At 70.8% G+C, this 26,216-nt stretch carries 25 protein-coding genes and 1 pseudogene; 12 read left to right on the top strand and 14 right to left on the bottom strand.

Annotated elements, in window-relative coordinates:
- The first annotated feature begins 26 nt into the window (after positions 1-26).
- Positions 27-449, top strand: coding sequence for a MarR family transcriptional regulator (locus ACIBKY_RS05090; protein WP_397094519.1), 423 nt, complete (start codon positions 27-29; stop codon positions 447-449).
- Positions 450-500: 51 nt separating this feature from the next.
- Positions 501-914 carry a hypothetical protein gene (locus ACIBKY_RS05095; protein WP_397094520.1) on the top strand — a complete coding sequence of 138 codons (414 nt, stop codon included), beginning with the start codon at positions 501-503 and terminating at the stop codon, positions 912-914.
- Positions 915-1,096: 182 nt separating this feature from the next.
- Here the strand turns inward: ACIBKY_RS05095 and ACIBKY_RS05100 are convergent, their stop codons facing one another.
- Genes ACIBKY_RS05100 through ACIBKY_RS05110 form a run of 3 tightly spaced genes read right to left on the bottom strand, consistent with a single transcriptional unit; the run spans position 1,097 to position 5,660 of the window.
- The gene (locus ACIBKY_RS05100; RefSeq protein WP_397094521.1) at positions 1,097-2,287 is read right to left on the bottom strand and encodes a winged helix DNA-binding domain-containing protein; all 1,191 of its coding nucleotides are present in this window, start codon (positions 2,285-2,287) and stop codon (positions 1,097-1,099) included.
- Between the two features lie 44 nt (positions 2,288-2,331).
- Positions 2,332-3,459 carry a serine hydrolase domain-containing protein gene (locus tag ACIBKY_RS05105; RefSeq protein WP_397094523.1) on the bottom strand — a complete coding sequence of 376 codons (1,128 nt, stop codon included), beginning with the start codon at positions 3,457-3,459 and terminating at the stop codon, positions 2,332-2,334.
- Positions 3,456-5,660, bottom strand: coding sequence for an MMPL family transporter (locus ACIBKY_RS05110; RefSeq protein WP_397094524.1), 2,205 nt, complete (start codon positions 5,658-5,660; stop codon positions 3,456-3,458). The genes ACIBKY_RS05105 and ACIBKY_RS05110 overlap by 4 nt, the downstream gene beginning before the upstream one ends.
- Positions 5,661-5,869: 209 nt before the next feature.
- Here ACIBKY_RS05110 and ACIBKY_RS05115 point away from each other — a divergent pair, with 209 nt between their 5' ends.
- From ACIBKY_RS05115 to ACIBKY_RS05125, 3 genes are all read left to right on the top strand, one after another.
- The gene (locus tag ACIBKY_RS05115) at positions 5,870-7,054 is read left to right on the top strand and encodes a sensor histidine kinase (RefSeq protein WP_397094526.1); all 1,185 of its coding nucleotides are present in this window, start codon (positions 5,870-5,872) and stop codon (positions 7,052-7,054) included.
- Positions 7,055-7,062: 8 nt separating this feature from the next.
- Positions 7,063-7,719 carry a response regulator gene (locus ACIBKY_RS05120; protein ID WP_397094527.1) on the top strand — a complete coding sequence of 219 codons (657 nt, stop codon included), beginning with the start codon at positions 7,063-7,065 and terminating at the stop codon, positions 7,717-7,719.
- A 106-nt stretch (positions 7,720-7,825) separates the two neighbouring features.
- Positions 7,826-8,782, top strand: coding sequence for a cupin-like domain-containing protein (locus ACIBKY_RS05125; protein ID WP_397094528.1), 957 nt, complete (start codon positions 7,826-7,828; stop codon positions 8,780-8,782).
- Positions 8,783-8,797: 15 nt separating this feature from the next.
- Here the strand turns inward: ACIBKY_RS05125 and ACIBKY_RS05130 are convergent, their stop codons facing one another.
- Positions 8,798-9,490, bottom strand: coding sequence for a helix-turn-helix domain-containing protein (locus tag ACIBKY_RS05130; protein WP_397094530.1), 693 nt, complete (start codon positions 9,488-9,490; stop codon positions 8,798-8,800).
- A 195-nt stretch (positions 9,491-9,685) separates the two neighbouring features.
- Here ACIBKY_RS05130 and ACIBKY_RS05135 point away from each other — a divergent pair, with 195 nt between their 5' ends.
- Positions 9,686-10,891: a cytochrome P450 gene (locus ACIBKY_RS05135; RefSeq protein WP_397094531.1), complete on the top strand. Its 1,206-nt coding sequence runs from the start codon at positions 9,686-9,688 to the stop codon at positions 10,889-10,891.
- A gap of 69 nt (positions 10,892-10,960) precedes the next feature.
- A pseudogene (locus ACIBKY_RS05140) lies at positions 10,961-11,209 on the top strand (RNA polymerase sigma factor); the annotation flags it as partial.
- 23 nt (positions 11,210-11,232) lie between these two features.
- On the opposite strand, the gene ACIBKY_RS05145 reads toward ACIBKY_RS05140, so the two are convergent.
- On the bottom strand, positions 11,233-12,159 hold the full coding sequence (locus ACIBKY_RS05145; RefSeq protein WP_397094532.1) for a LysR family transcriptional regulator: 927 nt from the start codon (positions 12,157-12,159) through the stop codon (positions 11,233-11,235).
- 68 nt (positions 12,160-12,227) lie between these two features.
- Between ACIBKY_RS05145 and ACIBKY_RS05150 the strand changes: the two genes are divergently transcribed.
- The 3 genes from ACIBKY_RS05150 to ACIBKY_RS05160 are packed head-to-tail and all read left to right on the top strand — an operon-like array spanning position 12,228 to position 15,558.
- Positions 12,228-13,793, top strand: a complete 1,566-nt coding sequence (locus tag ACIBKY_RS05150; protein ID WP_397094534.1) for an APC family permease — start codon at positions 12,228-12,230, stop codon at positions 13,791-13,793.
- Entirely contained in the window at positions 13,790-14,917 is a 1,128-nt protein-coding gene (locus tag ACIBKY_RS05155; RefSeq protein ID WP_397094535.1) for a MalY/PatB family protein, read from the top strand. The genes ACIBKY_RS05150 and ACIBKY_RS05155 overlap by 4 nt, the downstream gene beginning before the upstream one ends.
- A gap of 53 nt (positions 14,918-14,970) precedes the next feature.
- Entirely contained in the window at positions 14,971-15,558 is a 588-nt protein-coding gene (locus ACIBKY_RS05160) for a histidine phosphatase family protein (RefSeq protein ID WP_397094537.1), read from the top strand.
- Between the two features lie 3 nt (positions 15,559-15,561).
- On the opposite strand, the gene ACIBKY_RS05165 is transcribed toward ACIBKY_RS05160, so the two are convergent.
- Genes ACIBKY_RS05165 through ACIBKY_RS05175 form a run of 3 tightly spaced genes read right to left on the bottom strand, consistent with a single transcriptional unit; the run spans position 15,562 to position 18,724 of the window.
- Positions 15,562-17,055 (bottom strand): pyruvate, phosphate dikinase, encoded by a 1,494-nt coding sequence (locus ACIBKY_RS05165; protein WP_397094539.1) that lies wholly within the window; start codon positions 17,053-17,055, stop codon positions 15,562-15,564.
- Positions 17,052-17,651, bottom strand: a complete 600-nt coding sequence (locus ACIBKY_RS05170) for a transcriptional regulator (protein WP_397094540.1) — start codon at positions 17,649-17,651, stop codon at positions 17,052-17,054. The genes ACIBKY_RS05165 and ACIBKY_RS05170 overlap by 4 nt, the downstream gene beginning before the upstream one ends.
- Positions 17,648-18,724 (bottom strand): TetR/AcrR family transcriptional regulator, encoded by a 1,077-nt coding sequence (locus tag ACIBKY_RS05175; RefSeq protein ID WP_397094541.1) that lies wholly within the window; start codon positions 18,722-18,724, stop codon positions 17,648-17,650. The genes ACIBKY_RS05170 and ACIBKY_RS05175 overlap by 4 nt, the downstream gene beginning before the upstream one ends.
- Positions 18,725-18,813: 89 nt before the next feature.
- On the opposite strand from ACIBKY_RS05175, the gene ACIBKY_RS05180 reads away from it, so the two are divergent.
- Positions 18,814-19,359: a YciI family protein gene (locus ACIBKY_RS05180; RefSeq protein WP_397094542.1), complete on the top strand. Its 546-nt coding sequence runs from the start codon at positions 18,814-18,816 to the stop codon at positions 19,357-19,359.
- A 3-nt stretch (positions 19,360-19,362) separates the two neighbouring features.
- On the opposite strand, the gene ACIBKY_RS05185 is transcribed toward ACIBKY_RS05180, so the two are convergent.
- Together ACIBKY_RS05185 and ACIBKY_RS05190 are read right to left on the bottom strand one after the other, a co-directional pair.
- Positions 19,363-20,685 (bottom strand): FAD-binding oxidoreductase, encoded by a 1,323-nt coding sequence (locus ACIBKY_RS05185; protein WP_397094543.1) that lies wholly within the window; start codon positions 20,683-20,685, stop codon positions 19,363-19,365.
- Positions 20,686-20,792: 107 nt separating this feature from the next.
- Entirely contained in the window at positions 20,793-21,671 is an 879-nt protein-coding gene (locus ACIBKY_RS05190; RefSeq protein ID WP_397094544.1) for an RNA polymerase sigma-70 factor, read from the bottom strand.
- A 164-nt stretch (positions 21,672-21,835) separates the two neighbouring features.
- Between ACIBKY_RS05190 and ACIBKY_RS05195 the strand changes: the two genes are divergently transcribed.
- Positions 21,836-22,585, top strand: coding sequence for a glycosyltransferase family 2 protein (locus tag ACIBKY_RS05195; RefSeq protein WP_397094545.1), 750 nt, complete (start codon positions 21,836-21,838; stop codon positions 22,583-22,585).
- An 83-nt stretch (positions 22,586-22,668) separates the two neighbouring features.
- On the opposite strand, the gene ACIBKY_RS05200 is transcribed toward ACIBKY_RS05195, so the two are convergent.
- The 4 genes from ACIBKY_RS05200 to ACIBKY_RS05215 form a co-directional block, all read right to left on the bottom strand.
- Positions 22,669-23,982, bottom strand: a complete 1,314-nt coding sequence (locus ACIBKY_RS05200) for a Dyp-type peroxidase (RefSeq protein WP_397094546.1) — start codon at positions 23,980-23,982, stop codon at positions 22,669-22,671.
- The gene (locus ACIBKY_RS05205) at positions 23,979-24,518 is read right to left on the bottom strand and encodes a hypothetical protein (protein ID WP_397094547.1); all 540 of its coding nucleotides are present in this window, start codon (positions 24,516-24,518) and stop codon (positions 23,979-23,981) included. Before ACIBKY_RS05205 ends, ACIBKY_RS05200 begins: the two co-directional genes overlap by 4 nt.
- A 17-nt stretch (positions 24,519-24,535) precedes the next feature.
- A complete protein-coding gene (locus tag ACIBKY_RS05210) occupies positions 24,536-25,669 on the bottom strand; it encodes a catalase family protein (RefSeq protein ID WP_397094548.1) in 1,134 nt (377 codons plus the stop codon).
- A gap of 62 nt (positions 25,670-25,731) precedes the next feature.
- Positions 25,732-26,214, bottom strand: a complete 483-nt coding sequence (locus ACIBKY_RS05215; RefSeq protein WP_397094549.1) for a MerR family transcriptional regulator — start codon at positions 26,212-26,214, stop codon at positions 25,732-25,734.
- Positions 26,215-26,216: the final 2 nt, after the last annotated feature.

A 26,216-nucleotide genomic window follows, 5' to 3' on the forward strand; every position in this document is an offset into this window, starting at 1 on the left:
TCAGAGACATGAATATGTCAATGGACATGCATCGGCCGATCGGTTACTGGGCCAAGCGGCTCGATGCGGCGATCGACGAGGCGTTCGACCGCGCTCTCGCCCGGCTGGGTGCCGACCGCCGACAGTGGCAGATCCTCACCACCTTGCTCGACGGCGCCGCCGTACCGGCTGAACTGTCCGGGGCTCTTTCGCCCTTTGACGGAGTGCGTGACGCTCTGGCGGTGCTGGCCGCCCGGGGGCTGGTCGCCGAGGAAGGGGGACGGGTCGGGCTCACGGCCGGCGGACGCCGGGTTCAGGCCAAGCTGGCCGAGGCGGTGGCGGGAGTGAGGGGCGTCGTCGGGCGCGGTGTCTCGGAGGAGGAGTACGCGGCGACGGTGGGTGTACTGGCGCGCATGGTGAACAACCTCGACGTCCTGACGTGCGATGACGTCGGCCCGAAATCCGGATGAAGACGGCGCGCGGTTCGCTTGCGGCTCCAGCAACCGGCAGAAGGAGCCAGCATGCGAAGGCTGTTCAAGCTCGCGACCGTGGCCATCGGCGTCGGGGTCCTCGCGCTCACCGGGACCTCGGCGGCCGCCGAGGTCCCGGCACGGGAGAAGCTCGCCTGCGGGGGCAACGTGTTCCTCGACGGCATCCGGGCCCTCACGATCAGCGAGAACGGCCACGACGAGGTATATCTCACGAGCAATGGCGGGAAGATCTGGCCGTCCGGCCGCTATGTGTCGATGGCCGCGGGTCAGCGGGTCGAGGTCGACAAGTGCGTCCCCTTCAACGCGGTGATCCGCCTCATCGAGGTGGACGACACCGACCCCAACGACCAGCTCGGCCAGGTGACCCTGCAGGGGGACGTGACCAGGGACTACCGGCTCTGCTGTGGTGGAGGCGCCGAGTACCGGCTGGGGGCCGTCAAGTAGTCCGCCGCCCAGGAACGAAGCAGCCCCGCCGTCCCGGAGGACGGCGGGGCGCCGCGTTCAGGAGGGCGGCGGGGCGCCGCGTTCAGGAGGACGGCCGCCCACACCGGCGTCCCCACGGTCACCCAAGCCTCGGCCGCCGATCCGGCCGCTGCCGGGTTCGGCTCGCTGGTGGCGGCCGGCCGTCAGCAGGTTCCGAACTCGACGTTCACCGACGACGCGCCCCGCAACGACGCGACCCGCTCTGCCTCGTCCTGGATCGCCTTCCTGTCCCGCGCCCGCGGCGGGCCGAACGTCCTGACGGTGACGGTCAGCCTCCTGCCGCTCTTGCGTGGCCGCCAGATGCCGGTGATCCGTCCGTCGGCGAGGACCGTGCCGGGTTCGCCGACCGTCTTCCACACCTCCCGGTGGTACTTCCTGTCGACGATCGTCTCGCGGTCACGCATCTGGGTGTACGGGTCGCGTGGCGGGAGCAGGCGTACCCCCTGAGGCGTAGGCGCGGACCGCAGCGCGTCGAGATCCTCGGCGAGCAGCCACGACCTGCCGTTGAACTCGACCGGGGTCAGCTCGTCCGCGACCAGGCTCCACCAGGGGTCGGTGTCACCGACCTTGATCCCCACCCACGCGGCGAAGTCCCCGCGTGTCGACGGTCCGTGGCAGCGCAGGTAGCGGCGGAGCAGTTCGGCCCGCGCGACCTCCGGGTCGACGTCGGGGATCGTACGGCCAAGCCACTCCTCGACCAGGACGAACGGTGCCTTGTTCCCGGCGCGCGGCGCGAAGCAGACCAGGCGCCGCAACGTCAGGATGCGGATGCAGAAATGCACGACACCTTCACCGAGCGGCTGGTCCGGCGCGTAAGGGCCCTTCCCTTCCCAGATGCCGCGTTGCCTCTTCGGCAGTCTGGGGGCGATCCGGGTGGCGAGTTCCGCGCCCAGCTCGTTGATGGCGAGCGGGCGGCCGGACAGCACGGCGTCGATCTCGGCGCCGGTCAGCTCGACCGCCTCGGTCAGGCTCATGCCGAGTTCGTCCAGCGCCTGCTCGACGCCGGGAATGAGATGCAGCCGCCCCTCCTCGGCCGGCGGCAGCACGCCGGTGGTGAACACCGGGGCGTCCGCGGTCGGGAAGTAGAACGGCGAGCCGCGCATGCACCAGCTCTGCAGCAGGCTCTTCTCCTCGGCGACCGCCCGCGCCACCCGTTCCCGCGTGAGGTTCTCCACCCTGGCGTGCAGGGCGAGCAGCGCCGACCCGGGCGGGCTGTTCTGGATCGCGCACCGGCCGGCCGCGTCGAGCAGCCCGGCTTCGCCCAGCCGTGCGGTGAGGTGGTGGGCGTTGAGGCGAAACGCGATGACGTCGCCTTTCGAGACCTTGTCAGCCACTGCCGCACACTATCGCGGCGGCCGGAGGAGGCCGGGCCGCGAACTCAGCTCTTACAGAGCGCGTTGTCGATCAGGCGCGCGGTGGCCTTGCCCTGCTCCGGTGTGCCCGGGTAGCTGGTGCGGGAGACGACCACACTGGTGCGGCCATCTTCGGTGACGGCGTTGTCGGTGATGAACCCGGGCGTGCCGCCGGGGTGTGACCAGACCGTGATCCCGCAGCTGAGCTTCTGCTTGGCCATGCCCAGACCGAACTCCCTGCCCGGCGCGCCGACCGGGACCGTGGTGGTCATCTTCTTCAGCTGCCGCGGCGGCAGCAGCCGGCCGCCCAGCAGCCCGCGCCAGAACCTGCTCAGGTCACCGGTGGTGGTGACGGCCTCGCCCGCCGGGCCGGCCCAGCCGAGGCTGAGCCGGGTGGCGCGGAACGGGCGGGCGGTCTCGGCGTCGTCGGTGTAGCTCTCCGCGTGCGGCTTGGGCAGGCGCGGGGAGTCGCCGGGCAGGATGGTGTTCCGCAGCCCCAGCGGTGTGATGATCCGGCGCTTCACCTCCTCGCGCCAGGAGTTCCCTGTGGCCCGCTCGATGATCATCCCGGCGAGCAGGTAGTTGATGTTGGAGTAGCTCCAGCGGGCGCCGGGGGCGAAGAGCGGGCGGTGGCCGACGCTGAGCGCCACCAGCTTGCGCGGGCTCATGCGCAGGAACCGGTACTCGCGGTAGCCCCGCTCGGTGCGCATCTTCATCTCGATGTCGCCCACCGAGTCATGCAGGCCGCTGGTGTGCTGGAGCAGGTGCCTGACGGTGATCGCGCGCCCGTCGTTGCCGTTGCCGCGCACCAGCCCGGGAAGCCATCGTTCGACGTTGTCGCCGAGGGACAGGCGGCCCTCCGCCTCCAGTTGCAGGATCACGGTGGCGACGAAGGTCTTGGTGTTGCTGCCCATCCGGAAGTGCCCGTCCACGGGGACCGGCACGTTACGGCCGCGCACCGCCGTACCGCCGGCCGCGGCCAGGTCGCCGCGGGGTGAGACCACCCGGGCCTGCACTCCCAGCGTGCCGGCGGCGCGGATCGAGTCCAGATCCGCCCGCAAGGCCGTCCGGTCGTATCCGGGGGCCGCGTCGGCCTGACCCGCCGCCGAAACGGCCAAGGCGGCCAACGCCACGATCGCACTTTTCATCATCATCGGTTGCCTCCCGGCAGTGGGTTTCGGGCTGACCGGTTGTCGGCCCAGGATTCGGTGGGTCGTGGGCGGAGCGGCCACCAGACGGCCCGGCCGAGGAGCGCGGCCAGGGCGGGGACCAGCACCATCGACACGACGAGCGCGGAGAGCATGATGCCGAGCGTCATCGCGAACGCGATCTGCTCGTTGCCCGGTGACGTGACGAGACTGGCGAAGGAGGCGGCCAGGACCAGGCCGGCCGTCGCGATGGCCGGTGCGGTGTGTCGTACGGCGCGGGCCACGGCGGCGCGAGCCGTACCGGATCGCCGCATCTCCTCGCGGATCCGGTCGGCGATCAGGATGTTGTAGTCCGTCCCCAGGGCCACGACGAACAGGAACAGCACCAGCGGCAGCGTGAAGCTGACGCCCGGCTCGCCCAGGACGTGCTGGAACAGCAGGGCCGCGGCGCCGAGGGTGGCGGCGAAGCCGAGCCCGACGGAGAGCATCAGGATCAACGGCGCGAGCAGGCTGCGCAGGAGCAGCAGGAGGATCAGCGCGATCAGCGCGGCCGCGACCGGGAACACGATCGTGAGGTCGTGGCCGACGGCGGCCGAGATGTCGGCGACGATGGCCGGGGTTCCGCCCACGTGCGCCGTCGTCCCGGCGGGCGTGTGCTCGGCGACCGTGGCCCGGATCGGTCCCGAGGCCAGGTCGCGGGCCTGCCTGCTCTGCGGGTCGGCGGTCGGGTAGAGGTCGATCCTGGCGGCGCTGCGGTCTTTGTTCAGGACGGCAGGTGCGGCCTGGCCCACGCCCTTGACCTCGGTGAGCGCTCGGGCGAGGCCGTCGAGCCGATCGGTGGTGAGGGCGCGGCCGTCCTTGGCGGCGACGTAGACGGTGGTCGGGTTGGACACGCCGGCGGGCAGCGTACGGGAGATCTCGGCGGCGGTGGCCGCGGCGGGGGTCTGGGCGGGGGAGCCGCCCTGGCCGTAGTCCATGTGGATGCCGATCAGCCCGGCGGCCAGCGCGGCGAGCAGGGCGACGGAGGCGGTCAGCATCGTCAGAGGCCGTCGCGTGACCAGCGCGCCGAGCCGGGCGGCCCGTCCCTCGCCCGGTTCGTGGCGCAGGGCCGTACGGGAGGGCCAGAACATCTTGCGCCCGGCGGCGGCGAGCAGGGCCGGCAGCAGGGTGAGGCTGCCGATCATCATCACCAGGACCGCGACGGCGATCGCGGGGCCCATTGAGCGGAACTGCCCGAAGGTCGCCAGGCCCAGCGTGGCGAACGCGGCCACGATGGTCAGCGCCGCCGAGGTGATCGCGGCGCCCACCCGGGCGGAGACCTGCGCGGCCACCTCGCGGGCGGACTGCTCCGGCCTGGCCCGCAGGTGCTCGCGGAAGCGGAACAACAGGAACAGCAGATAGTCGATGCCGATGCCGAGCAGGACCACGTTGATCAGGCCCGGGGTGCTCGCGTCGAGCTTGAGCCCGGTGAGCATCGCGGCCCCGGCGACGGCCCCGGCGGCCACGAAGCCGATCAGGGCGACCGCGAGCAGCGGCAGCAGGGCCGCGAGCACGCTGCGGAACACCAGCACGTTGAGCAGGATGATCAGCCCCATGATGATGCCGCTGCCGACCGTGGTGACGATCTCGCGGGAGTCGACGGTGTCGACGGTGTCGGCGAGCGGCCCGGTGAACCCGGTACGCATGCCCGCCTCGGCGAACTGCGTCCTGGCGGCGTCGCGGAAGGTCCGGTAGACGCCCTGGACACCCTTGTCCGAGCGGTTGCCGACCAGCTCGACGGAGAGCAGCTGGAAGCTCCGGCCGGGCGCCGTCATCGCCGGGGCGATCCTCGGGGTCTGGGAGCGGTCGGGGATCAGGAACTGCTGAGGGCCGTCGTCCTCCCTGGGCATGATCACCCGGCGCTTGGCCAGCTTGGCCGCCTCGGCCTCGACCCGCTGCCGGTCGGCGTCGGTGAGGGCCTTGCCGTCGGATCGGGCGACCAGCACCGTCACCGTGGTGGCGTCGGGGTTCACCCCGAACCGCTCCTTGGCGATCCGCAGCGCGGCGGCCGAGTCGTAACCGCGGGGCAGGAAGTCTCCGGCCTGGTTCTGCGTGACGCGGTCGAACAGCGTCGGAGTCAGGGCGCTCAGGGCGACACCCAGCACCGCCCAGAGGGCGATGACCTTCCATGGGTGTGTGGTGGAGTACCCGGTCAGGGCGCGGATCACGATGTCCTCCGGCGGACGGAATGCGGATGTCTACCGGGGGTTCCCGGCCTGCTTCCAGACCATCAGCCGGAGGGGCGCCGAACCTCGTGGCAGCGGATGATCCTGATCGGGGCCCTGGGTCCTTCCCTCTGCCCATGACCAGGAGCGTGGTCCTGGTCATGGCCGTCGCTGTGTAACCCTGGTCCAGGGACGGACACAGGGGGAAACACATGCTCAGGAGCCGGCAGGCAGACGACGCCGAGCCGCCGTGGACGCGTAACGACGCGCTCGTGGCCGGCGGCGCCTGCGTCATGAACCTGCTCAGCTACGCGTTCTTCAACGCCCCCGACGGCCGGCACGCCGTGAGCGTGGCCGGGTTCCTCTTCGTCGCCCTGGCCGCCCTGCCGCTGCTCGCCCGGCGCCGCCACCCGGTGGCGGCGCTCACCGCCATCCTGGTACTCGACTCGGCGGCCACCCTGATCGTGCCGCTGCCCAGGCACTTCGGCGCCGTCCTGGTGGTCGCCCTGTACTCGGTCGCCAGGGCCCGCCCCGGCCGGGTGACGGCGGTCGCGGCCGTCGCGACGGTGGCGCTGACGCTGGTCAGCCAGAGCGTCGGCCACGTTCCGTCCTGGCAGGACGCCGTCATCCCACCCCTCACCACCTTGATCGTCGTCGGCACCGCGATGGCGGTCAACCGCTGGCAGGCGGAGGTGGCGGCCAATCGCAGGCTCCTCGCCGACCGCGCGGTGGCCGACGAACGCCGCCGCATCGCGCGGGAGCTGCACGACATCGTGGCCCACCACATCACCACGATGCAGCTGATGTCCGGCGGAGCCCGCGCCAACCTCGCCGAACCGGAGGTGGTCCGGGACGCGCTGGTCACCCTGGAGGCCTCGGGACGGCTGGCACTGCGCGAGATGCGCCAGCTCCTCGCGGTGCTGCGGGACGGCGACGAACCGGAGGCCACGCCGGCGCGGCCCCAGCCGGACGCCGGTGACCTCGGCCGCCTGGTGGAGGAGTCGTGCCTGGCCGGACTGCCGACCGAGTTCAGCGTCCACGGGCCGCCGCGCCCGTTGCCGCCGACGGTCGGACTCACGGTGTTCAGGATCACCCAGGAGGCCCTCACCAACGCCCGCAAGCACGCGGGGCCCGCCCGCGCGTCCGTCCGGCTGACCTATGACCGGGACCGGGTCACCGTCGAGGTGCGGGACGACGGCGGGGGAGCACCGCCCCACGAGGGCCCGCCGGCAGGGGGTTACGGCCTGATCGGCATGCGTGAGCGCGTCGCCCTGCACGGCGGCACCCTCAGCGCGGGCCCGCAGGCGGACGGCGGGTTCGCCGTGGTGGCCTGCCTGCCGCTGACCACGGACGAGTCCGACGAGGCGGCCGTCCAGCACGAGGGGGCACGCCGATGATCAGGGTCATGATCGTGGACGATCAGTTGCTGGTACGGCGCGGCCTGTCACTCATCCTCTCCCCGGACCCGTCGTTCGACGTGGTGGGCGAGGCCGAGGACGGCGCGCAGGCCGTCACCCTCGCCCGGCGGCTGCGCCCCGACGTCGTGGTGATGGACATCCGGATGCCCGTCCTGGACGGGGTGGCCGCGACCAAGGAACTCGCCGCCACCGTGCCCGGCAGCCGGGTCCTGGCCCTCAGCACCTTCGACATGGACGAGTACCTCGTGGGCGCCCTGCGCGCCGGAGCCTACGGGTTCCTGCCCAAGGACAGTTCCCCGGAGGAGCTGAGCGCCGCGATCCGCACCGTCCACGCCGGCGAGGCCGCCGTCGCGCCCCGCCTGCTCACCCGGCTGATCGCCACCTACGTACGGGCCCCCCACGGTACGCGGCCGGTCACCAAGGGCCTGGGTGAACTCACGCCCCGCGAGGTCGAGGTGTGGCGCCTGATGGCCACCGGCCTCGACAACACCGAGATCTCCCGGGTCCTCGACATCAGCCTGTCGACCGTCAAGAACTACATCACGAGCATCTTCGGGAAGCTCTCCGTCCGCGACCGCGCGCAGGCGGTCATCGTGGCCTATGAATCGGGCTTGGTGACCGCGGGCGAGGAACACAAGGCATAAAAGACCCTATTTATCAATACAAGCGCCACTTGACCCTAAATTACCGGCTCCGCAGACTAGGGGCCGAACTGTCCATCTCACCGTGCGACAGAAAAGGTGTAAAAGAATGGCGCAGCTGAGGACGAGGCCGATTCCGGCCGTCAACGACACGCGGCCGGACACCCTGCACGCGGCGATAAAGGCACGACAACCGATCAAGGTCAACGGCCTCATCGACGGCTGGACGGCCGCCGGCTGGACGTTCGACAGCCTGCGGGCTCTCGGGGGTGACACCCCTGTCACCGTCCTGGACGAGCTGCCCAAGTCAGGAGGTCTGCTCCCCGGCGGACAGGAGTCGTACGAGCGCGAGATGCCCTTCTCCGACTTCCTCGACCACGCCGAGCGTCCCGACCTGAAGGCGGCCTGCTACCTGGGCTACTGCCGCCCCGATGAGCTGATCCCCGGATACGGCTCGGCCTTCGACTTCACCCCGCTCACCCCGCCGAGCACCCACTCCACCGACACGAGACTGTGGGTCGGCTCGGGCGGCACCTGCTCAGGGCTGCACAGCGACGCCAACGACAACGTCTTCACCCAGATCCGCGGCCACAAGCGGGTCGTCCTCGTGTCGGTACGGCAGACGCACCTCGTCCACCCCTTCGTCGACAACATCGTCAACAGCCCGGTGGACCCCGAGAACTACGACCCGCAGCGATATCCCCGCCTCGCCCGCGCCAGGGTCTACACCACCACGGTCGGTCCCGGCGACCTGCTCTACATCCCCCGGGGCTGGTGGCATTACCTGCGCTCGGAGTCGCCCTCGATCTCCATCAACCACTGGTTCGGCCCGATGATGTCGGCGCGCGCGTTTTTCGGCATTCTGCTGCGCCTGGGCCCCCGCTACGTCGCGCGGACCGTCGTCGACATGGTCCGTTACGGCGTGCTCGGCAAACACTATCAAAAGAACTTCTTCTTCACTCCGCCCTCCACGGGTGAATGCCTCTACAACCTGATTCGATACGGCCGTTTCGAGCCGGAGGATTACCACAAGTCGGGGCCGAAAAAGCGGTCCGGCGAAGAGTGACCGATCGGGCCGAGGTCACCGGCCGGACCGGGTCTGTTCCCGGTCGTCAGGTTCCAGGAGCCCACGCCAGCGGTTGGCCGACTCGATCGTGTCCTTGCTGACCTGTTCCAGGAACGCCCCCGTCTTGGCCAGCCGCCGTCCCACGGTGCTGTCCAGCCCGTACGTCTCGGCCAGGGCCATCGTGGCGCGCATGGTCTCGAGTGTCTGCCGCCCGCTGGTCACGACCGCGTGGTACCAGGCGTCGTCGTCGAGGACGTAGATGTCGCGCCGGCGCTGCGGATCGCGCTCACGCCGGACGAACCCGCTGTCGACCAGGGAGTTCACGGCCACGGAGACCGAGGCCGGGCTGATCCGCAGCCTGCGGGTCAGCTCGGCCGCGGTGCGCCTGCCGTCCTCGGACAGCGCCAGGTCGAGGTGCACGCGCGCGGTCATCCGCGGCAGGCCCGTCCTGACCGCCATCTCGATGATCTCCCATTCGATAGCGCCGACCGGAGTTCCGGTCGCGCGCGGGGGCGCCGGGGTGCCGCGCCTGGCCCGCTGAACCGACGCCTGGTGCGCCTGCTGGGCCCGGTAGCCGCGAGGGCCGCCGTTGCGTGCGACCTCCCGGCTGATCGTCGAGGTCGGGCGGTCGAGCCGCCTGGCGATCTGGGCGTAGGAGAGCCCGTCGGCGAGTCCGGTCGCGATGCGGTCGCGGTCCTGCTGGGTCAACCGTCCTCCTGGCATGCCGCCAGTATTGCTTTCGCCTCCATCCATTGCAACGTCCATTGCATTCGCGCAGCGTCATTGCTCTGAAATATCGGTATTTGTCAGGGCTAATGCTCGCTCGCAGATTGACAGGTCGTCCGAATGCAACGTAGCTTTCAAAGGAGGACAAACACGTACTATCGCGAACGGGGACGAGTCATGAGTGAATCTGTCCACACCCTTCCGGCGATGCCGGCGGCGCGTCAGCCGGGCTGTCCGTTCGATCCGCCCAAGGAGCTGGTCGAGGCGCGCGAGCATGGTCCGATCAGCCGGTTCGTCTTCCCCGACGGGCACGAGGGCTGGCTGGTCACCGGCTACGACCTGCTCCGATCCGTCCTCGCCGACTCGCGGTTCAGCTCGCGCAAGGAGCTGATGCGTCATCATCCGCTGATCGACTTCGGTGACATCGAGGTGCCGCCGGCGCCGCCGGGTGAGTTTCTGCTGATGGACGATCCGCAGCACAGCCGGTATCGCAAGCCGCTGGCGGGCAAGTTCACGGTGCGGCGGATGCGGCTGCTCACCGAGCGGATCGAGCAGGTCACGGCCGAGCACCTGGACGCCATGGAGAAGGCCGGGCCGCCCACGGACCTGGTGACCGCCTTCGCCAAGCCGATTCCGGCCATCATGATCTGCGAGCTGCTCGGCGTGCCGTACGCGGACCGGGGCTCCTTTCAGGGGAACGTCGAGAAGTTCATGGACGGGGAGACCCCCGACGAGGAGCTGATCGCGGCCTACACCGCGGTGCAGACGTATCTGGCCGAGCTGGTCGCGGCCAAGCGCGCCAACCCGACCGACGACGTGCTCAGCGACCTCATCGAAGGTGATCTGACCGATGAGGAACTGCGGGGAGTCAGCCTGATCCTGCTGGCGGCGGGGCTGGACACCACCGCGAACATGCTCGCGCTCGGTACCTTCGCGCTGCTGCGGAATCCGGCACAGCTGGCGGAGCTGCGGGCCGATCCTTCGCTCACCGAGCCGGCCGTGGAGGAACTGCTGCGGTACCTGACCGTGGGCAAGACGTTCATGCGGACGGCACTGGAGGACGTCGAGCTGGGCGGGCACAGGATCGCGGCGGGTTCGGCGGTGATCCTGTCGTACAACACCGCCAATCGCGACCCGGGGCGGTTCTCCGATCCGCACGTTCTGGATCTGCGCCGGCAGGATGGCGGGCATCTGGCCTTCGGGCACGGCATTCATCAGTGCCTGGGGCAGCAGCTGGCCAGGATCGAGATGCGGGTGGCCTTCGCCGCGCTGGTCAGACGCTTCCCGACGCTGCGGCTGGCCGTACCGGCCGAAGAGGTCGTCCTGCGCCCGGAGACCGCCGACGTCTTCGGCGTCAAGAGCCTCCCGGTCGCCTGGGACTAGCGAGGTGTGAACAAGAAACGGGGGTACGGCGAAGTAGGCGTGTCCACGGAGCTTCTCCGAAAGGCAGGCATGCCACCACCCCTTCCGTCGTCGGCTCCGCCCACCACCGAGACCGACGCACAGCTCATCGAGGCGTCGCTGAGCCGCCCCGAGCGGTTCGGCGCGCTGTTCGATCGCTATCACCGGGCCATCCACCGCTACGTGTGGTTCCGCCTCGGCGAATCGGCGGCGGACGACCTCGCCGCCGAGACGTTCCTGCGGGCCTTCCACGGGCGCACGCGCTATGACCTCTCCCACCCCGACGCACGAGCCTGGCTGTACGGCACTGCTGACGTCCGAGGTCAGTCCTGGTCGAACGTGGCCCGGATGGCGGGCAGGTGGTCCAGCAGGGTACGCACGCCCAGCCGGTCGGCCGTGGCCGAGGCGTACACGAACTGCACGTCGACCCGCCACCCACCGAACCCCAGCGGCAGGAGCACCGTGTCACCGTCGCGCACCGATCGCGCCGCGACGAACCGGGGCACCACCGCGACGAACCCCGCGTCGAGCGCCATCCGGAGCGCGGCCGACGGCAGCCCGGTCGTGTGGATGGGGGCGTCGAGGCCACGTTCCGGATGTTCGAGGGAGGCGGCGAGTTCCTGGGCGTCGCGGCCCCAGCGGTAGACGATGACGCCGGTCCTGGCGAGGTCGTCGATCCGCAGGCGCCGGCGACCGGCGAGGGGATGGCCGGGCCGGCACACCGCGACCAGCGGTGAGCGGCAGATCGGCTCGGACCGCAACGCGCGCAGCGGCACCTTCGGCATCACGAATCCGGCGTGCACGCTGCCGTCGGCCAGGCGGCCGACGACCTCGCCGCTGTGCGCGATCCGGCAGTGCACGGTGATTGGCTTGCCGGCGACCGCCCCGAGCGCGGCGGGGAAGACGACGTCGCCGAGGCTCGCGGGCGCGGCGAGCACGAGCCGCTGGGTCTCGTGTGCCGTCACCGCGATGGCGGCCTCGTCGAGGAGGTCGAGGCAGCGCTGGGCGTAGCCGTTCAGGCGCTCGCCGGCCGGGGTGGTCGTGCTTCCACGGGCGCTGCGCACGAGCAGCGGGGCGCCGAGTTTGCGTTCCAGGGCGGCGATCCGGACGCTGACCGACGGCATCGACAGCCGGAGTTCGGTGGCGGCGGCGCCGAGGCTTCCGGTGCGGACCACCGTGGTGAACACGACGAGATCCATCGTCTCGACCTTGTGTCCTGTGCCGTCGAAGCCGGGGAGGGACATAGGCATAGACTAACCCTGGACCTCGACATTTCCGGTCTACCTTGGCAATTGGGTCATCGTCGATAGTTCAGGACATGTCTGAGACGCTGTCGGCCGTTTCGCCGGACGAGGATCTGCGCCTGCGGCGCGGCCTCGGAACCACGTCCCTTGCCCTGATCACCTTCTCCAGTGTCATCGGCTCCGGCTGGCTGCTCGCGCCGTACACGGCGGCCAAGGCGGCCGGTCCCGCGGCCTTCCTGTCCTGGACGATCGCCTCGGTCGCCACCGCGCTGGTGTCGCTGGCCTTCATCGACCTCGCCTTCCGCCATCCGATGTCCGGCGGCAACGTCCGGTGGCCGCAACTGGCCTCGGGCCCGCTGGTCGGCGCCGTGGTCGGCTGGGCGGTGTTCCTGCAGGCCGTCAGCGCCGGGCCGAGCGAGTCGACGGCGGTCGTGCAGTACGCGGCCAAGTGGCTGCCGTGGGTGATGTCCGGCGAGTCGCTGAGCTGGCCGGGACGGCTGATCGCCGCCGGACTGCTCGTGTTCTTCTGCGCGCTCAACCTGTTCGGGATCAAACTGCTCGCCCGGGTCAACAACGTCGTCGCCACCATCAAAGTGGTGATCCCCGCGCTGACCGTGATCCTCTTACTGGCCAGCGGCTTCGACACGACCAACGTGGCGACCGGCGGCGGGGTCGCGCCCTACGGCGTCTCCGCGGCGCTCACCGCCGTGGTCGGCGGTGGCCTGGTCTACTCCTTCACCGGCATCAACGCCGCCGCCGTCATGTCCGGCGAGGCGAAGGACCCGCGCCGCACCGTGCCGAGGGCCACGCTGATCGTGCTGGCCGGGACGATCGTGCTCTACATGGGCCTGCAGGCCGTAATGATCTTCTCGCTGCCCAACGGCCTGCTCGGCAGCGGCTGGCACGGGATCAACCTCAACTCACCGCTCGCCTCGCTCGCGACCTTGCTCGGCCTGTCGTGGTTCGCCACCGTACTGCTCGCCGACGCGATCTTCTCGCCCTCGGGCAGCCTGCTGATCGGCATCGGCGTCAAGGGCCGCTACACCTACGGCGCCGCGCAGAACGGGCTGCTGCCCGCCGCGCTGGCCAAGGTGGACGCGCGGTTCGGCATCCCCCGGCGCGCGCTGCTGCTCAACGTCGGCATCGGCTCGGTCATCGTGCTCACGTTCGGGAACTGGAAGTCCATCGCCAGCTCGCTCAGCTTCTACTACGGGCTCAGCTACGCGGCCGTCTCGGTCGCGGTGACCGTGCTGGCCGCGTCGACTCCGATGGAGAAGGGCTGGCTGCGCAGGTGGGCGATCCCGGTGGGCTTCGCCTCGTTCGTGCTGTCCGGGCTCATCCTCTACTGGTCGACCTGGGAGAAGATCCGGGTGGCCGTGCCGTTGCTGCTGATCGGGTTCCTCATCTACCTGGTGCGGACCGCCAAGCTGCGGGCCGTGGGCGGCTGGCTGGTGGGCTTCCTGGTCATGCTCGGCCTCCTGTCCGCGCTCGGCTCCTTCGGCGGGGCCGGCGTCATCGCGGCGCCGTACGACTCGGTGCTCGTGGGTGTGCTCAGCGCGGGAATCTGGTGGCTCGCGCACCGATCGGGCCTGCGCCACCAGAGATCCCTGACCCCGCGAGAGATTGGGAGCATGGTTTGACCGACCTCGACTGGGACCTTGAGCGATCCCGTGCGCGACGCAACAAGCGCTGGTCGCAGTACGACCGGGACATCATCGATCTCACCGTCGCGGAGATGGACCTGCCGGTGGCCGCGCCCATCCTCGCCGCCGTCCAGGACGACGTGCGGCGGCAGGCCTTCGGCTACCCGCTCGCCGACGAGCTGAGCGAGGTCCCCCAGGCGGCCAGTGAGTGGCTCGCCGAGGAGCACGGGCTCACCGTCGCTCCCGATCGGGTACGGCTGCTGCCGGAGCTGATGCGCGGCATCACTATGTCGATCACGCATCTGACCAGGGCGGATTCTCCGGTGGTCGTGCCGACGCCGGTCTACGGCCGGTTCTTCGACGCCATCCGGGTCGCCGGGCGCGAGGCCGTACAGGTGCCGATGCGGGTCGGAGAGCGAGGCTACGAGCTCGACCTCGACGGCATCGAGCGGGCACTGCGCGCGGGCGCGGGCAGCGTGCTGCTCTGCCACCCCGGCAACCCGACCGGCCGCGTCCTGGACGGCGGGTCGTTGCGCGCGCTGGCCGCGCTCGCCGCGCGGCACGGCGCGAAGGTGATCAGCGATGAGATCCACGCGCCGTTGCGGTACCAGCCCGGTTTCACCCCGTACGGCTCGCTCGACGAGAGCGCCATCACCCTGATCAGCGCCACCAAGGCGTGGAACTTCCCCGGCCTGCGCTGCGGACTGATCGTTTTCGGCGATCCGGGCGACGCGCGCGTCTGGGCCGGGCTGCCGAGGGCGGCGGTCGGCGGCATGAGCCCGCTCGGCATGACGGCCACGGTAGCCGCGTTCCGCGAAGGACGGCCGTGGCTGCGCGAGGCCGTCCGGTTCCTGGACGGCAACCGCAAGCTCGTCACCGACGCGCTCGCCGGTCTCGACATCGGATACGTTGAGCCGCAGGCGGGCTACCTCGCCTGGATCGACCTGCGCCGGTTCGGCCTCCCCGACCCCGCCGCCCACCTGCTGCGGCGGACCGGCGTCGCCACCGCCTCCGGCGCCGACCACGGATCGGCGGGGAACGGCTTCGTCCGCCTCAACTTCGCCACCCCGCCCGACGTGCTCACCGACGCCCTCGACCGCGTCATCGCCTGCCTGCCGTAGTTTAGGATGCTCACGACATCGGGATTCTATGACCATCCGAGAAGGGATCCGAGATGGCGACACGGCACATCTACGCGGTACGGCACGGCGCGGCCGACCCCTTCGGCACACTGACCGAGGTCGGCAGGCGGCAGGCGGAACTGCTGGCCGACCGGCTGGCCCGCCTGCCCGTCGATGCCGTCTGGCATTCACCCCTGCCCAGGGCGGTGAGTTCGGCGGAGATCATCGGCGCGCGCCTGCCGGGGGTTCCGGTGGGGGTGGCGGAGGAACTGGTGGACCACGTCCCCCACGTCCCGGCCGAGATGCCGCCCGCGTGGAGGGGGTTCTTCGACGGATACGACGCCAAGGAGGCGGCCGAGGGCGCGCGGCTCGCCGATGCCCTGACCGGGCGGTTCGCCCACCCCACGGCGGCCGAGACCCACGAGGTCCTGGTCACCCACGCCTACCAGGTGGCCTGGCTGGTGCGGGACGCCCTCGGCGCGCCGCCCGTGCGGTGGCTGGGCCTGCCGTGCGGGAACACGGCGCTCACCGCGATCGAGTATCGCGACGGCGTGGGCCCGTCGGTGCTGTTGTACAACGACATGGGCCACCTCCCGGACGACCTGCGCTGGACGGGCTTCGGACCCGGCACCCGGCCCTGAGATCTAGGAGTCACGGAGGGCGGTGTGGGCGGCGATGAGGCGCCGGGCCTCATCGCGCTCGGAGCGCTCGCCCGAGACGTCATCCGCCCACGCCAGCAGCCGGCGCAGGTGGGCGTCGGCCGTGTCCGTGGCGATGGGCGGGCTGCCGAGGGCGACCTCGCCGCTGGTCCCGTCGATGGTGACCAGCGTGCCTTCGCCGACGGCGCGCCCGCCGGCGTTCAGTGAGCGGTCGTCGACGACCAGGTCCGCGATGCCGACGACGGCGGGCTTGCCCATCGCCCGTGCGACGACCGCGGCATGGCTGGCCGGACCGCCGCGCGCGGTGACGATGCCCGCGGCGGCGGCCAGGCCGCGCATGTCGTTCGGGGAGGTTTCCGGACGGACCAGGATGACCGGGCCGTCGGCGGCCATGCGCACCGCCGCGTCGGTCGTGGTCGCCACCCTGCCGGCCGCGACTCCGGGGCAGGCACCCACTCCGCGGGCCAGGATGTCGGCCTGCGCCGGTGCGGCTATGCGGGGGGTGCGTACGTGCCGGAGGTGCTGGGGCGAGACCCGCAGCAGCGCCTCGCGGCGCGTGATCAGGCGCTCGTCGGCCAGCTCCGTCGCGACGCGAACGGCGGCGCCGCCCACGAACCGGCCCGGCCGGACCTGCAACAACCAGAGCTCACCGGCCTGGAAGGTGAACTCGACGTAGCACGCGTCGCGGTAGTGCCCCTCCACCCGGTGCAGAGCCTCGGCCAGCGCCGCCCAGACGGCCGGTTCGCGCTCGGCGAGTTCGCGCAGGGGCCGGGTCAGCGACCGGCCCGAGACGACGTCCTCGCCCTGGTGCCCGAACAGAACATCGCCGAACGGGACGTTCTCCCCGGTGTTGGGGTCGCGGCTGAAGGCGACTCCGGTGCCGCTGCGGGCGTCGCGGTTTCCGTACACCATCGCCTGGACGATCACGGCTGTCCCGAGATCATGGGGGATGTCGTGTAGTTCGCGGTACGTGCGTGCGCGCGGGGTTTCCCACGAGGAGAAGACGGTCTCGACCGCCAGCTCCAGTTGCCGCGCCGCGTCGTCGGGGACCTCCCGCGCGGCGGTGAAGCCGGACAGGAACCGCTGCCGTGAGTCCTGGGCGAACCGGGCGTCGCCGGTCTCGGCCGCGAGTCCCGCCGTGGCCTCGGTCGTGAGGCCGAGGTTCAGGATCGTGGTCATCATGCCGGGCATCGACACGCTCGCCCCGGAGCGTACCGACACGGCCAGCGGCGCCCGCGCACCGCCGAACCGCCGCCCCGTCGCGGCCTCCAGCCCGGTCATGGCCAGCGCGAGCTCCGCGGCCAGCCCGTCGGGAAGACGGCCTTCGCGAAGGTACGCCCGGCAGGCCCCGGTGGTGACGACGAACCCGGCGGGCACCGGCAGGCCCAGGCGGTGCAGCACCACGAGACCGCTCGCCTTGGCCCCGACGATCCGCGCGCTCTCCTCGGACCGCGCGGAAAGCGGCCTGACCCACCTCACCACCGGGTGATCCCGAGCGTCGCGAGCAAGTCTTCGTGCAGCTCGGCCCAGACGGTGTGGTACGACGTGGTGTGGTCGGCGAGGTACTCCAGCTCGCCCGCCCTGGCGCGGCCGAGGGTCTCCCTGAGGCGCACGCGGTAGCGGCCGAAGCGCGGCAGCGCCGCCGACAGCTCGGCGCAGACGGCCGCGGCGCGCTGGTCCAGATCGGAGAACCGGTCGAGTACGCGGTCGTCGTACGACCGGTCGCGGTGGTCGTTGACGGTCAGGACGCCGTCGACGGGGCGCATCTGCCAGGCCGTACAGAGGTCGAGCAGTTCCGGATTGAGCACCAGAAAGCGCTCGAAGGCCGCGGTGATCGCGGGCCGGGCGCCGCCGGACTCCAGTTCCTCGGTGATCCACTCGGCGTCGGTGGCTCGCCCGGACTCCGTCAGGCCCCACGCGCCCATCTGGTGCGTGACGAGACCGGCGACCGCGAGGTCGATCAGCTCGGACTCGACCGCGGACTCGTCCAGGCCGGTGGCCGCGGACACCCGGGCGAGACCGGAATGTCCGCCGCAGCGCAGGGTGTGAAGCACCAGCAGGTCGGTGCGGGTCATGTCGTGGCCTTTCGCGACTTGGGGTGGTCCGCGGCCGCGTGGGCGGCGCCCCGCCCACGCGCCCTGGCGACGATCATGCCGTTCCGGACGCGGACGGCGGCTTCGGTCTCATGGCCGGCCTCGGTCAGGCCGGCGGCGGCCGCGACGGTTCCGTCGTCGACGACCACCCGCAGGCGCGCCCAGGCAGCGGGCGGGAAGACGCGCCGCAGGCAACCGGCGAGGTCGCTGATCCTGAGCCGGACGAGAGCGCCGGTCTCGGCGAGGTCGCCGGGGACGACGACCACCGTGACCCGCTCGCCCGGCCCCGCCGCCCGGACGGCCTCCTCCGCCGCGGACACACGGTGCGCCCCCAGTACCGCCACCACGCCGTCGGCGCCGAGGTCGACGGGGGCACCGGTGATCAGATCCGGCAACTCCCCGGGCGGGGTCCAGGCGTCCTGATACGGTACGGCCGGCGCCACGAAGGCCAGATGCGGAGGCGCCCAGGTGTCGGCCAGGTCGAGCCCGGCCAGATGCTCACAGGCCCGCGCCCGGTCGAAGGGGTCGCCGAAGCCCGGGGCCGTCTCGGCCAGGAAGCCGGCGCCGCCCAGCAACGTCAGCACGAGCTCGGCCAGCCGTACCTGCCGGTGAGATGAGCAGGTCTCCAGCCCCATGGCCAGCAGCAACGCCTCCAGCTGGGCGACCTGCGCCAGGACGGTACGGCTCTGCTCGTCCTCGACGATGCCCGCCAGCGAGCGCAGTTGCAGCCGTCCGCCCGACGCGGTGTCGTCGACCAGCGGCAGCCGTTCCAGCCAGGTCCTGGCGAACGTGCCCAGCGCCTCGGCCGGCGACCCCGGTGGCCCGGCGGGTTCCGCTGTTTCGGCCGTCTCCACCATCTCGACGAGCACGGCCAGATACAGGGCGCGCTTGCTGGGGAAGTTCGAGTACACCGCGCCCCGGGTCAGCTCCGCCCGCTCGGCGATCCGGTCGACGTTGGCCAGGACGTAGCCCTGCTCGATGAACTCCCGCCTGGCCGCCGCCAGCACCGAAGCCCGCGTACGCGCCTGCTGCTGGACCCGCGTCAGCCGCACCATCACCGCTCCTTCTTTCGTGATGCGGCCAGGATACTCACAAAATCCGGATGTTGTCGTCATCTGAATTTGATGTGATAAGTACTGTCGGCATGGAGTTCTTCTGTTATCACCGGGATCGGCCGGACTCTGACGCGCTGCGCGACGAACTGCTGGAAGCGCACTGGTCCTACATGGACGGGTACGCGAAGGAACTCATCGCCCGTGGCCCGACCTTCGTCCGCGGCACCGAGACGGCCAGCGGCAGTGTCCACATCGTCGACCTGCCGGACACCGCGGCCGCGCGGGCGTTCGCCTTCGACGAGCCCAACTACCAGGCCGGGGTGTACCGGGACGTGATGGTGCGCCGATGGCGCAACGTGCTGGGGCGCACCATGTGGGACTTCCCCGGCGGCAGGGAAGGCGGCAACCGGTACCTGGTGGTGGGTCTCGGCTCCGGGCAGCCCGCCGACCTGGACCCCTCAGACCGGGACGAGCTGATCGCGTACGGGCCGCTGCTGTCCGACGACGGCGGCACCTGGGTGGGTACGGCGCTGCTGATCCGGGCACCGGACCCGGACGCGGCACGCGCCGTACTGACCCGGGACCGGTACGCCGACATCGAGGTCCACGACTGGGAGTTCGGCGGCCGGCGGTAGCGGCTACGGGCGCACGTTGTGGTTGCCCGCGAACAGGTTGCCCGGGTCGTGCTCCCGCTTGACCGCCGCCAGCCGCTCGTACGTCTCCTTCGGATAGATCGCGGCGACGTCCTCCTCGGTGGCGGAGGAGAGGAAGTTGGCGTACGCGCCGCTGACGTGCGGTGCGAGCCGCTCCCAGATCGCGTCCCAGGCGGGCCGGCCGGCCTCCAGGACCGGCTTGGGGCCGCCGGTGAGCGTCACGACCATCAGCTCCGCCCGGCGGTGCGCGTACGCGGTGGCGTCGTCGGCCACGCGCGCCACCGCGCCGCCGACGCCGCGCACGACGATGAGCGGCGAGCCCGGCGACGTCCCGACCTCGGCGAGGATCCGCAGGGCCGCGGGCACCGACTCCTTCTCGACGAACGCGCCGCGGGTGACGAGCTGGATGCCGGGCGGAGGGCTCCCGCCGTCCACCAGGACGTCCGCGTAGGGCATCAGCGCGACGGTGTCGCCGATCACCGTGCCGAGCCGCCGGATCGGGTCGATCGCCGCCGCGGCGAGGTCCGGGTCGTCGCCGTCGAAGGCGACGGCGATCTCGACCGGCGCCTCGTGGCCCCCGGCGCCCGGATTGGCGAAGCTGACGAGGGAGGTGAGTTCCTCGGGCGCGTCACGGACATGGTCCGCCCAGCCCTGGAGCACGGCGGCGGTCTGCGCGGCGGGGAAGGTGATCGCGCCGAAGAACACCTCGGTCGTCCGGTGCGCCCTGAACTCGAAGGCGGTCACGATCCCGAAGTTGCCGCCGCCACCGCGCAGCGCCCAGAACAGCTCGGGGTTCTCCCGCTCACTGGCCCGTACGATCTCGCCTCCGGCCGTGACCAGCTCGGCGGCGACCAGGTTGTCCAGGGCCAGGCCGTACTTCCTGACCTTCCAGCCGATGCCGCCGGTCAGCGTCAGCCCGCCGACGCCGACGCTCTTGGTGTCGCCCGAGGAGATCGCCAGGTGGTGCGGGGCCAGCGCGGCCGCGGCCTGGCCCCAGGTGGCGCCGCCACCGATCCGCACGAGGTGGCGGACGGGGTCGATGATCTCCACGTTGGCCAGCATGCCGAGGTCGATCACCACACCGTCGTCGTTGGTGCCGAAGCCCGCGAAGCTGTGGCCGCCGCCGCGTACGGACAGGGTCAGGCCCTCCGCGGCGGCGAACCTCACACCCGCCTGCACGTCCGCGACGCTCTTGGGCCGCAGCACGTAGGCCGGACTGCCCGCGGCCAGCAGTGAGCGACCGGCCGATTCGTACTCCGGTGCGCCCGGCTCGATGATGTCGCCGCCGAAATCCAGCACTGAGCTCATGACTTTCTCCAGGGTTTGGGTGGGTTAAGCACTGTATGACCAAAAGATGCCGCTGATTCGGATTCTGTGACGGCATGGCCGTGTGACATACGCCGCTTTATCGGCCTTTATCGGCGCAGGCTGGTCTCCTGCTCCAGGTGGGAGAGCTTTTCCGGGTTGCGCACGGCGTACAGGCCGGTGATGAGACCGTCGTCGATGCGGAGCGCGAGGACGGTGTCGATCACGCCGTTGAGCCGGAAGATGAGCGCCGGGTGGCCGTTGACCTGCGACGGCCGCAACGCCGCGACATCGCCGAACCTGCCGGCCCCGGCGAGCAGGGAAGCCACGTTCCCGGCGCCCACGACCGGTTCCAGCACGGCCTGGACGACTCCGCCGCCGTCGCCCAGCAGCACGACGTCCGGCGCGAGGATGTCCAGCAGGCGTTGCAGATCGCCGGTCGCGACCGCCCGCTGGAACGCCTTGAGCGCGTCCTGGGTCTCGGCCGGGGAAACCCGTCCCCGAGGCCGGCGGGCCGCCACGTGGGCCCGTGCCCGGTGGGCGATCTGGCGGACCGCCACCTGGGTCTTGTCGACGGCCTCGGCGATCTCTTCGTACTCCAGGTCGAACACCTCGCGCAGCACGAACACCGCGCGCTCGGTCGGCGTGAGCGTCTCCAGCACCAGCAGCATCGCCATCGAGACGCTGTCGGCCAGTTCGACGTCCTCGGCCACGTCGGGCGTGGTCAGCAGTGGCTCCGGCAGCCACTGCCCGACGTAGGACTCCCTGCGCCGGCCGAGCGCGCGCAGCCGGGTGAGCGCCTGGCGCGTGGTGATCCGCACCAGGTACGCCCGCCGGTCCCGGACCTCGTCAAGGTCGACCCCGGCCCACTTGAGCCAGGTCTCCTGCAGCACGTCCTCGGCGTCGGCGGCGGAGCCGAGCATCTCGTAGGCGACGGTGAACAGCAGATTGCGGTGTGTCACGAACGCCTCGGTCGCCGCTTCGTTCATCGCTGCCCCCACCTGTTCCCTCCGGCCATGCGTACGTGCACAAGACGCCGGTAGCCGCCGCCTTGTGACGTGGCGTACGTCACATCGCACGGGCTACCACCGGCGTCTCCTGAGCGACATGTAGCCCGGCATGTTCGCCGGCCCGGCCCATTAGGGTCGGCCACGTGCCCCTCATCTCGATCGTCACGCCGAGTTACCAACCGGTACCGGACCATCTCCTCGCGGCCTACGAGTCCGTCCGCTCGCAACGCCTGCCGGACGGCTGGGAGGTCGAGTGGGTCATCCAGGAGGACGGCGCCACCGGCGCGGCCATGGAGATCCTTCCGCGCGACCCCCTCGTCACGTTCGCGATGGGGCGCCGGGGCGGGGTCGCGTTGACACGGAATCTCGCGCTCGCGCGGTCCAGGGGCGAGCTGATCAAGAATCTCGACCATGACGACGTGCTCATGCCGGACGTGCTGATGAGGGACATCGGCGTGCTGGCGGCGGATCCGCTCGTGCGCTGGACGACGTCCCGGGTCCTCGACCTGCTGCCCGACGGTTCCACGGTCGCGTTCGACAGCGATCCGCCCGGCGGGCGGCTGGAACCCGGGTTCGTCTACGACCACTGGCGCAGGAACAACCACCGGCTCCCCGTGCACCCGACGACCATATGCGTCCGGCGCGAACTGGCGGTCGCCCTGGGCGGGTGGATGGGCATCCCCGGCTCCGACGACACCGGCCTGCTGGTGCCGGCCAGCGTGATCAGCCACGGCTGGTTCCACAGCGAGGTCGGCCTGCTCTACCGCAAGTGGCCGGGGCAGGAGACCGCGCGGACGGAACACTACGCGGAGCTCGAATGGGACCTGCGCATGCGGCTGGTCGAGGAGCGAGCCGAGGCGGTGCGGGCCATGTGGCCCCAGCTCACCACCTGAACGCGGTGCATGAAGAGATACTCGCCACCCCGACCGAACACCGGCCACCGGGGTACGTGGTGGCGCAACGCGGACAGTGGGGATCATCCCGCCGGAGTCTGGGTGGCGATCCAGTCCAGAGCCCTGAGGCCGGGCATGAAGAGGTACTCGCCACCCCGTACCGTGACGAAGCGCGGCAAGCCAGTCAGGCGGCGGCGCAGGGGGTGGGCGGGGATGGTGTGGATGCCGGTCCCGTCGCTGGCTCCGACCAGCGGGTCCCTTTCCGGGCCCAGGCCGGTGAAGTCGCCGTTGTTGATCCATACCTGCTGGATGAACTCGAACTGACGCGTCAGGCTGGCACCCATGAAGATGAAGATCAGGCCGCGTTCGACGCCGTCGTCGTCGGTCCGGCCCTCGGGCAGGGGCGGGCCGTAGAGGGCGCCGCGCCGTACCATGCGGTGGATGTGGGTGTCGACGATCGTGCCGGTCAGAGAGTCGCGGGGGTTCACGCGGCGGATGTGGGCGCCGCGGGGCACGCGCAGGCCGTCGGGGTCGGTGCCGTTGTAGGTGAAGTCGTTGTTACGGTGAGGGTCGGCGCCCAGGCCGGGGTCGTCGCGGTCGGGGCTCAGGGCGAGGGGGGCGCCGCTGCGCCAGCGGCCGACGATCTTGGCGGCCAGCAACTCCTCGTCCTCCGGTGAGCGGGCGTGCTCCTTCAGATAGCGGCGGAACTCCGCCACGTGCGTGGCGCACTGGCGGAAGGCGACGAAGGTGCCGTTGCGGGTGAGGATCTCCGGCTCGGGCAGTGGGGCCACCTGGCCGGATTCGTCCTGGTAACCGAGGATGAACTCGCCGGGCATCACATGGTCCTGGCCGGGCATGGCGTCGATGCCGCTGCCGACGATGTACGGCCCGCCGATCCCCTCCCGGAACCCGAAATGCTCCTTGCCGCCGGGCGGCACGTGGACGTCGCACCGGTACACCTGGGACACGCCCTTGAAGTCGCCCGCCAGCGCGAGCGGCCGTTCGAGGTCCGCCTCGTCCGCGGCGATGATCACGATGCCGATGTGCACGTCACCGGTCCCCAGCGGAGGTTCCCAGCGCGCGGGGTCGCTGTCGCCCACGTCGCCCAGGACGTCCTTGCGTGCGGCCATGCCGTCCCGGAACTCCCGGGGGAAGGACTCCTGGGGCACGCCCAGCGTCTCCAGCCCGGTGTGGGTGAAGGCGATGTTGAAGGTGAAGGGGCGCGGCCGGTCCATGTGGGCGGCCGAGGTCACGGAGCCGAGGACATCGCGCAGCGCCGCCTTGGCCGCCGCCGCGTCGTCGATCCTGAACAGCAGGAACGCCCCCCGGTACGCCGCCGGACCTGGCCTCAGCACCGTTCCCTGAATGTCGCCGAGGTCGAGCCGGATCTCGCTCATGCCTGCGTGGCGTCGAGGAGTTCGTTGAGCGAGGTGAGCGCCTTCTGCCCGCGGGCGATGTCACGCACGGTGGCCTGCTCATTCGAGGCGTACCAGACGCTCGCCTCGACCTGGTGTTTCGCGATGTACGCCAGCGCGTCGGGCGACCCGAGCCCCGGATAGCCCTCGGCCACGTCGACGAACATGTGGTCGATCCACGGCGTGGCGAAGTTGATGACGTCGACCACGTACGGCTTGAACTCGTCGCTGTAGCTCGCGGCGAACAGGATCTGCGTGCCGTCGTTGATCAGGGCGACCCGCAGGTCGTGGACGGTGCCGAGCCTGCCCTCCCAATAGGCCGCCTCGACCTGGGCCTTCTTGACCCGCTCGCGGAAGATCTCCGCGCCGCCCGGCTTCACCGGCGCCACCAGCGTGAACTCGGCCTTGTTGCCGACCCGCAGGCCCACGCCGTCGGTCTGCCGCCGCGTGGGCTGGGTCCACTTGCCGATCTCCTCGGCGGTGACGTCGCGAGAGATCGGGACGTAGTCCTGCTGCATGATCGGGTTCCTTTCCCTCAGAGTGTCGGTGGGAGGACGTCGGCGACGCTGCCCGGTTCTGCCCGGATCTGGTCGTTGAGGCGGTGCCGTTCGATGGACGAGAGCCGGTAGACCTCCCGGCGCAGGCGCTGCAGGCTCCCGACGGGGACGTGCTCGGCGCCGCAGCGCCACGGCGTGAACGAGACGACGTCCGCGGCGGCCAGGTTGTCCGCGCCGCCGATGTCCTGGCGCGGGAAGCTCATCCGGGCGACCGTGACGAACGGTGAGAGGCGTTCCGGCCACTCCACGGTCAGGTCGTCGATGGGCATCTCCTCCAGCGACGCGCACAACTGCACCTGGAAGTCGAACTCGGCGCCGTGCCTGGACAGCTCGTCCACGAGCGCGGGCCGGAACACCTCGTCGTGCGCCGCCGGGTCGAGGTCGCGGTTCGTGACCGCCCCCGTGGAGACGGGTGTCGGCGTGATGCGGAGTTTCGCGACGTGGTCGCCGTGCCGTACCGCGCCCATCGTCCAGAAGGTCGACAGCAGCAGGTTCTGCCAGCGGGCCTGCGAACCGAGCCGGATGAAGGCGCCGAGTTCGTCCCAGGCCCACTCGTCCGGCCGCAGCGTGCCGTAGCCGGTGACCCAGTCGTGGAACATCTGGTGCGTGCCCTCTTTCCCACCGGCGTGGTACTTCGGGATGTCGATGAAGAGCTTGGCGAGAAAGCGGTAGTGCCGGGCGGTGTTGCAGAAGAAGACCGGACCGTTGATCATGTTGAAGTCCATGGTCGTGGTGTGCCGCTCGTCCTCCAGCATGGTCTCCGCCTCGATGCCGAACACCTTGGTCGCCATCCCGACCACGTTGCCCAGTGCCCGGTCGATCCCCAGGTGAGCCAGGCCGTTGGAGTAGCGGACCAGGCAGTCGTGGACGCCCGGGTGGGCGTAGACGCCCTGGGCGTACTCGGCAGGGAGGCCGTCCAGGATCTCGAAGGTGCCCTGGACCAGGCCGTACGCCTTGGCGTGCGCGAAACGGACGGCCCGGTCGACGCCTTCGCCTGCCACCGAGTTCCGCTCGAACTCGGTGATGATGTCGATGGCCTTCTGGAGGCTCTCGTCGAAGCCCGGCTCCGGGGGCTCGATCTCGGCCGAATACCTGATGGGACGCAATGTCATCTCCCCTGCCGACGCGGGGGGTGATCTGCCCTGCTTCGTGGCTCGTTAGCCTGAGGCGTCGTTCAAACCTTGGTGTGGACGTCGGGCCCGGTCTCGCCCCCATAGGTGGCGATCTTGTATTCGACGGCCGTGAGCGAAAGGGTCAGCTCCCGGATCCGGCGGCGGATGGTGTCGCGGTGTTCGAGCAGCATGTCGAGCCGTTCGGGCACCGTCTCGGCCCCGTCGTCGACGAGCGCGACGTAGTGCTGAAGGTCGCGCATCGGCATTCCGGACAGCCGCATCCGGGTGAGGAACACCAGCCGCCGCACCGCCCTCTCGTCGTACACCCGGTGGCCGTTGCCGTCACGGGCCACCTCGACCAGCCCGGCGCGCTCGTAGTAGCGCAGTGTGTGCGGCGAGATGTCGAGCAGGTCGGCGACCTCCACGATCGTCATCGACGTGGGCACGCCGGCCAGGTCGGCGAGGCGGTGGATCGCCTCGACCGACGGCGGGCCGTCGTCCCCGAGCATCTCGAGTGCCCTGGTCATCAGGTCGTCGGTGGCCATGA

The sequence above is a fragment of the Nonomuraea sp. NPDC050394 genome (assembly GCF_044459065.1).
Classification (GTDB): domain Bacteria; phylum Actinomycetota; class Actinomycetes; order Streptosporangiales; family Streptosporangiaceae; genus Nonomuraea.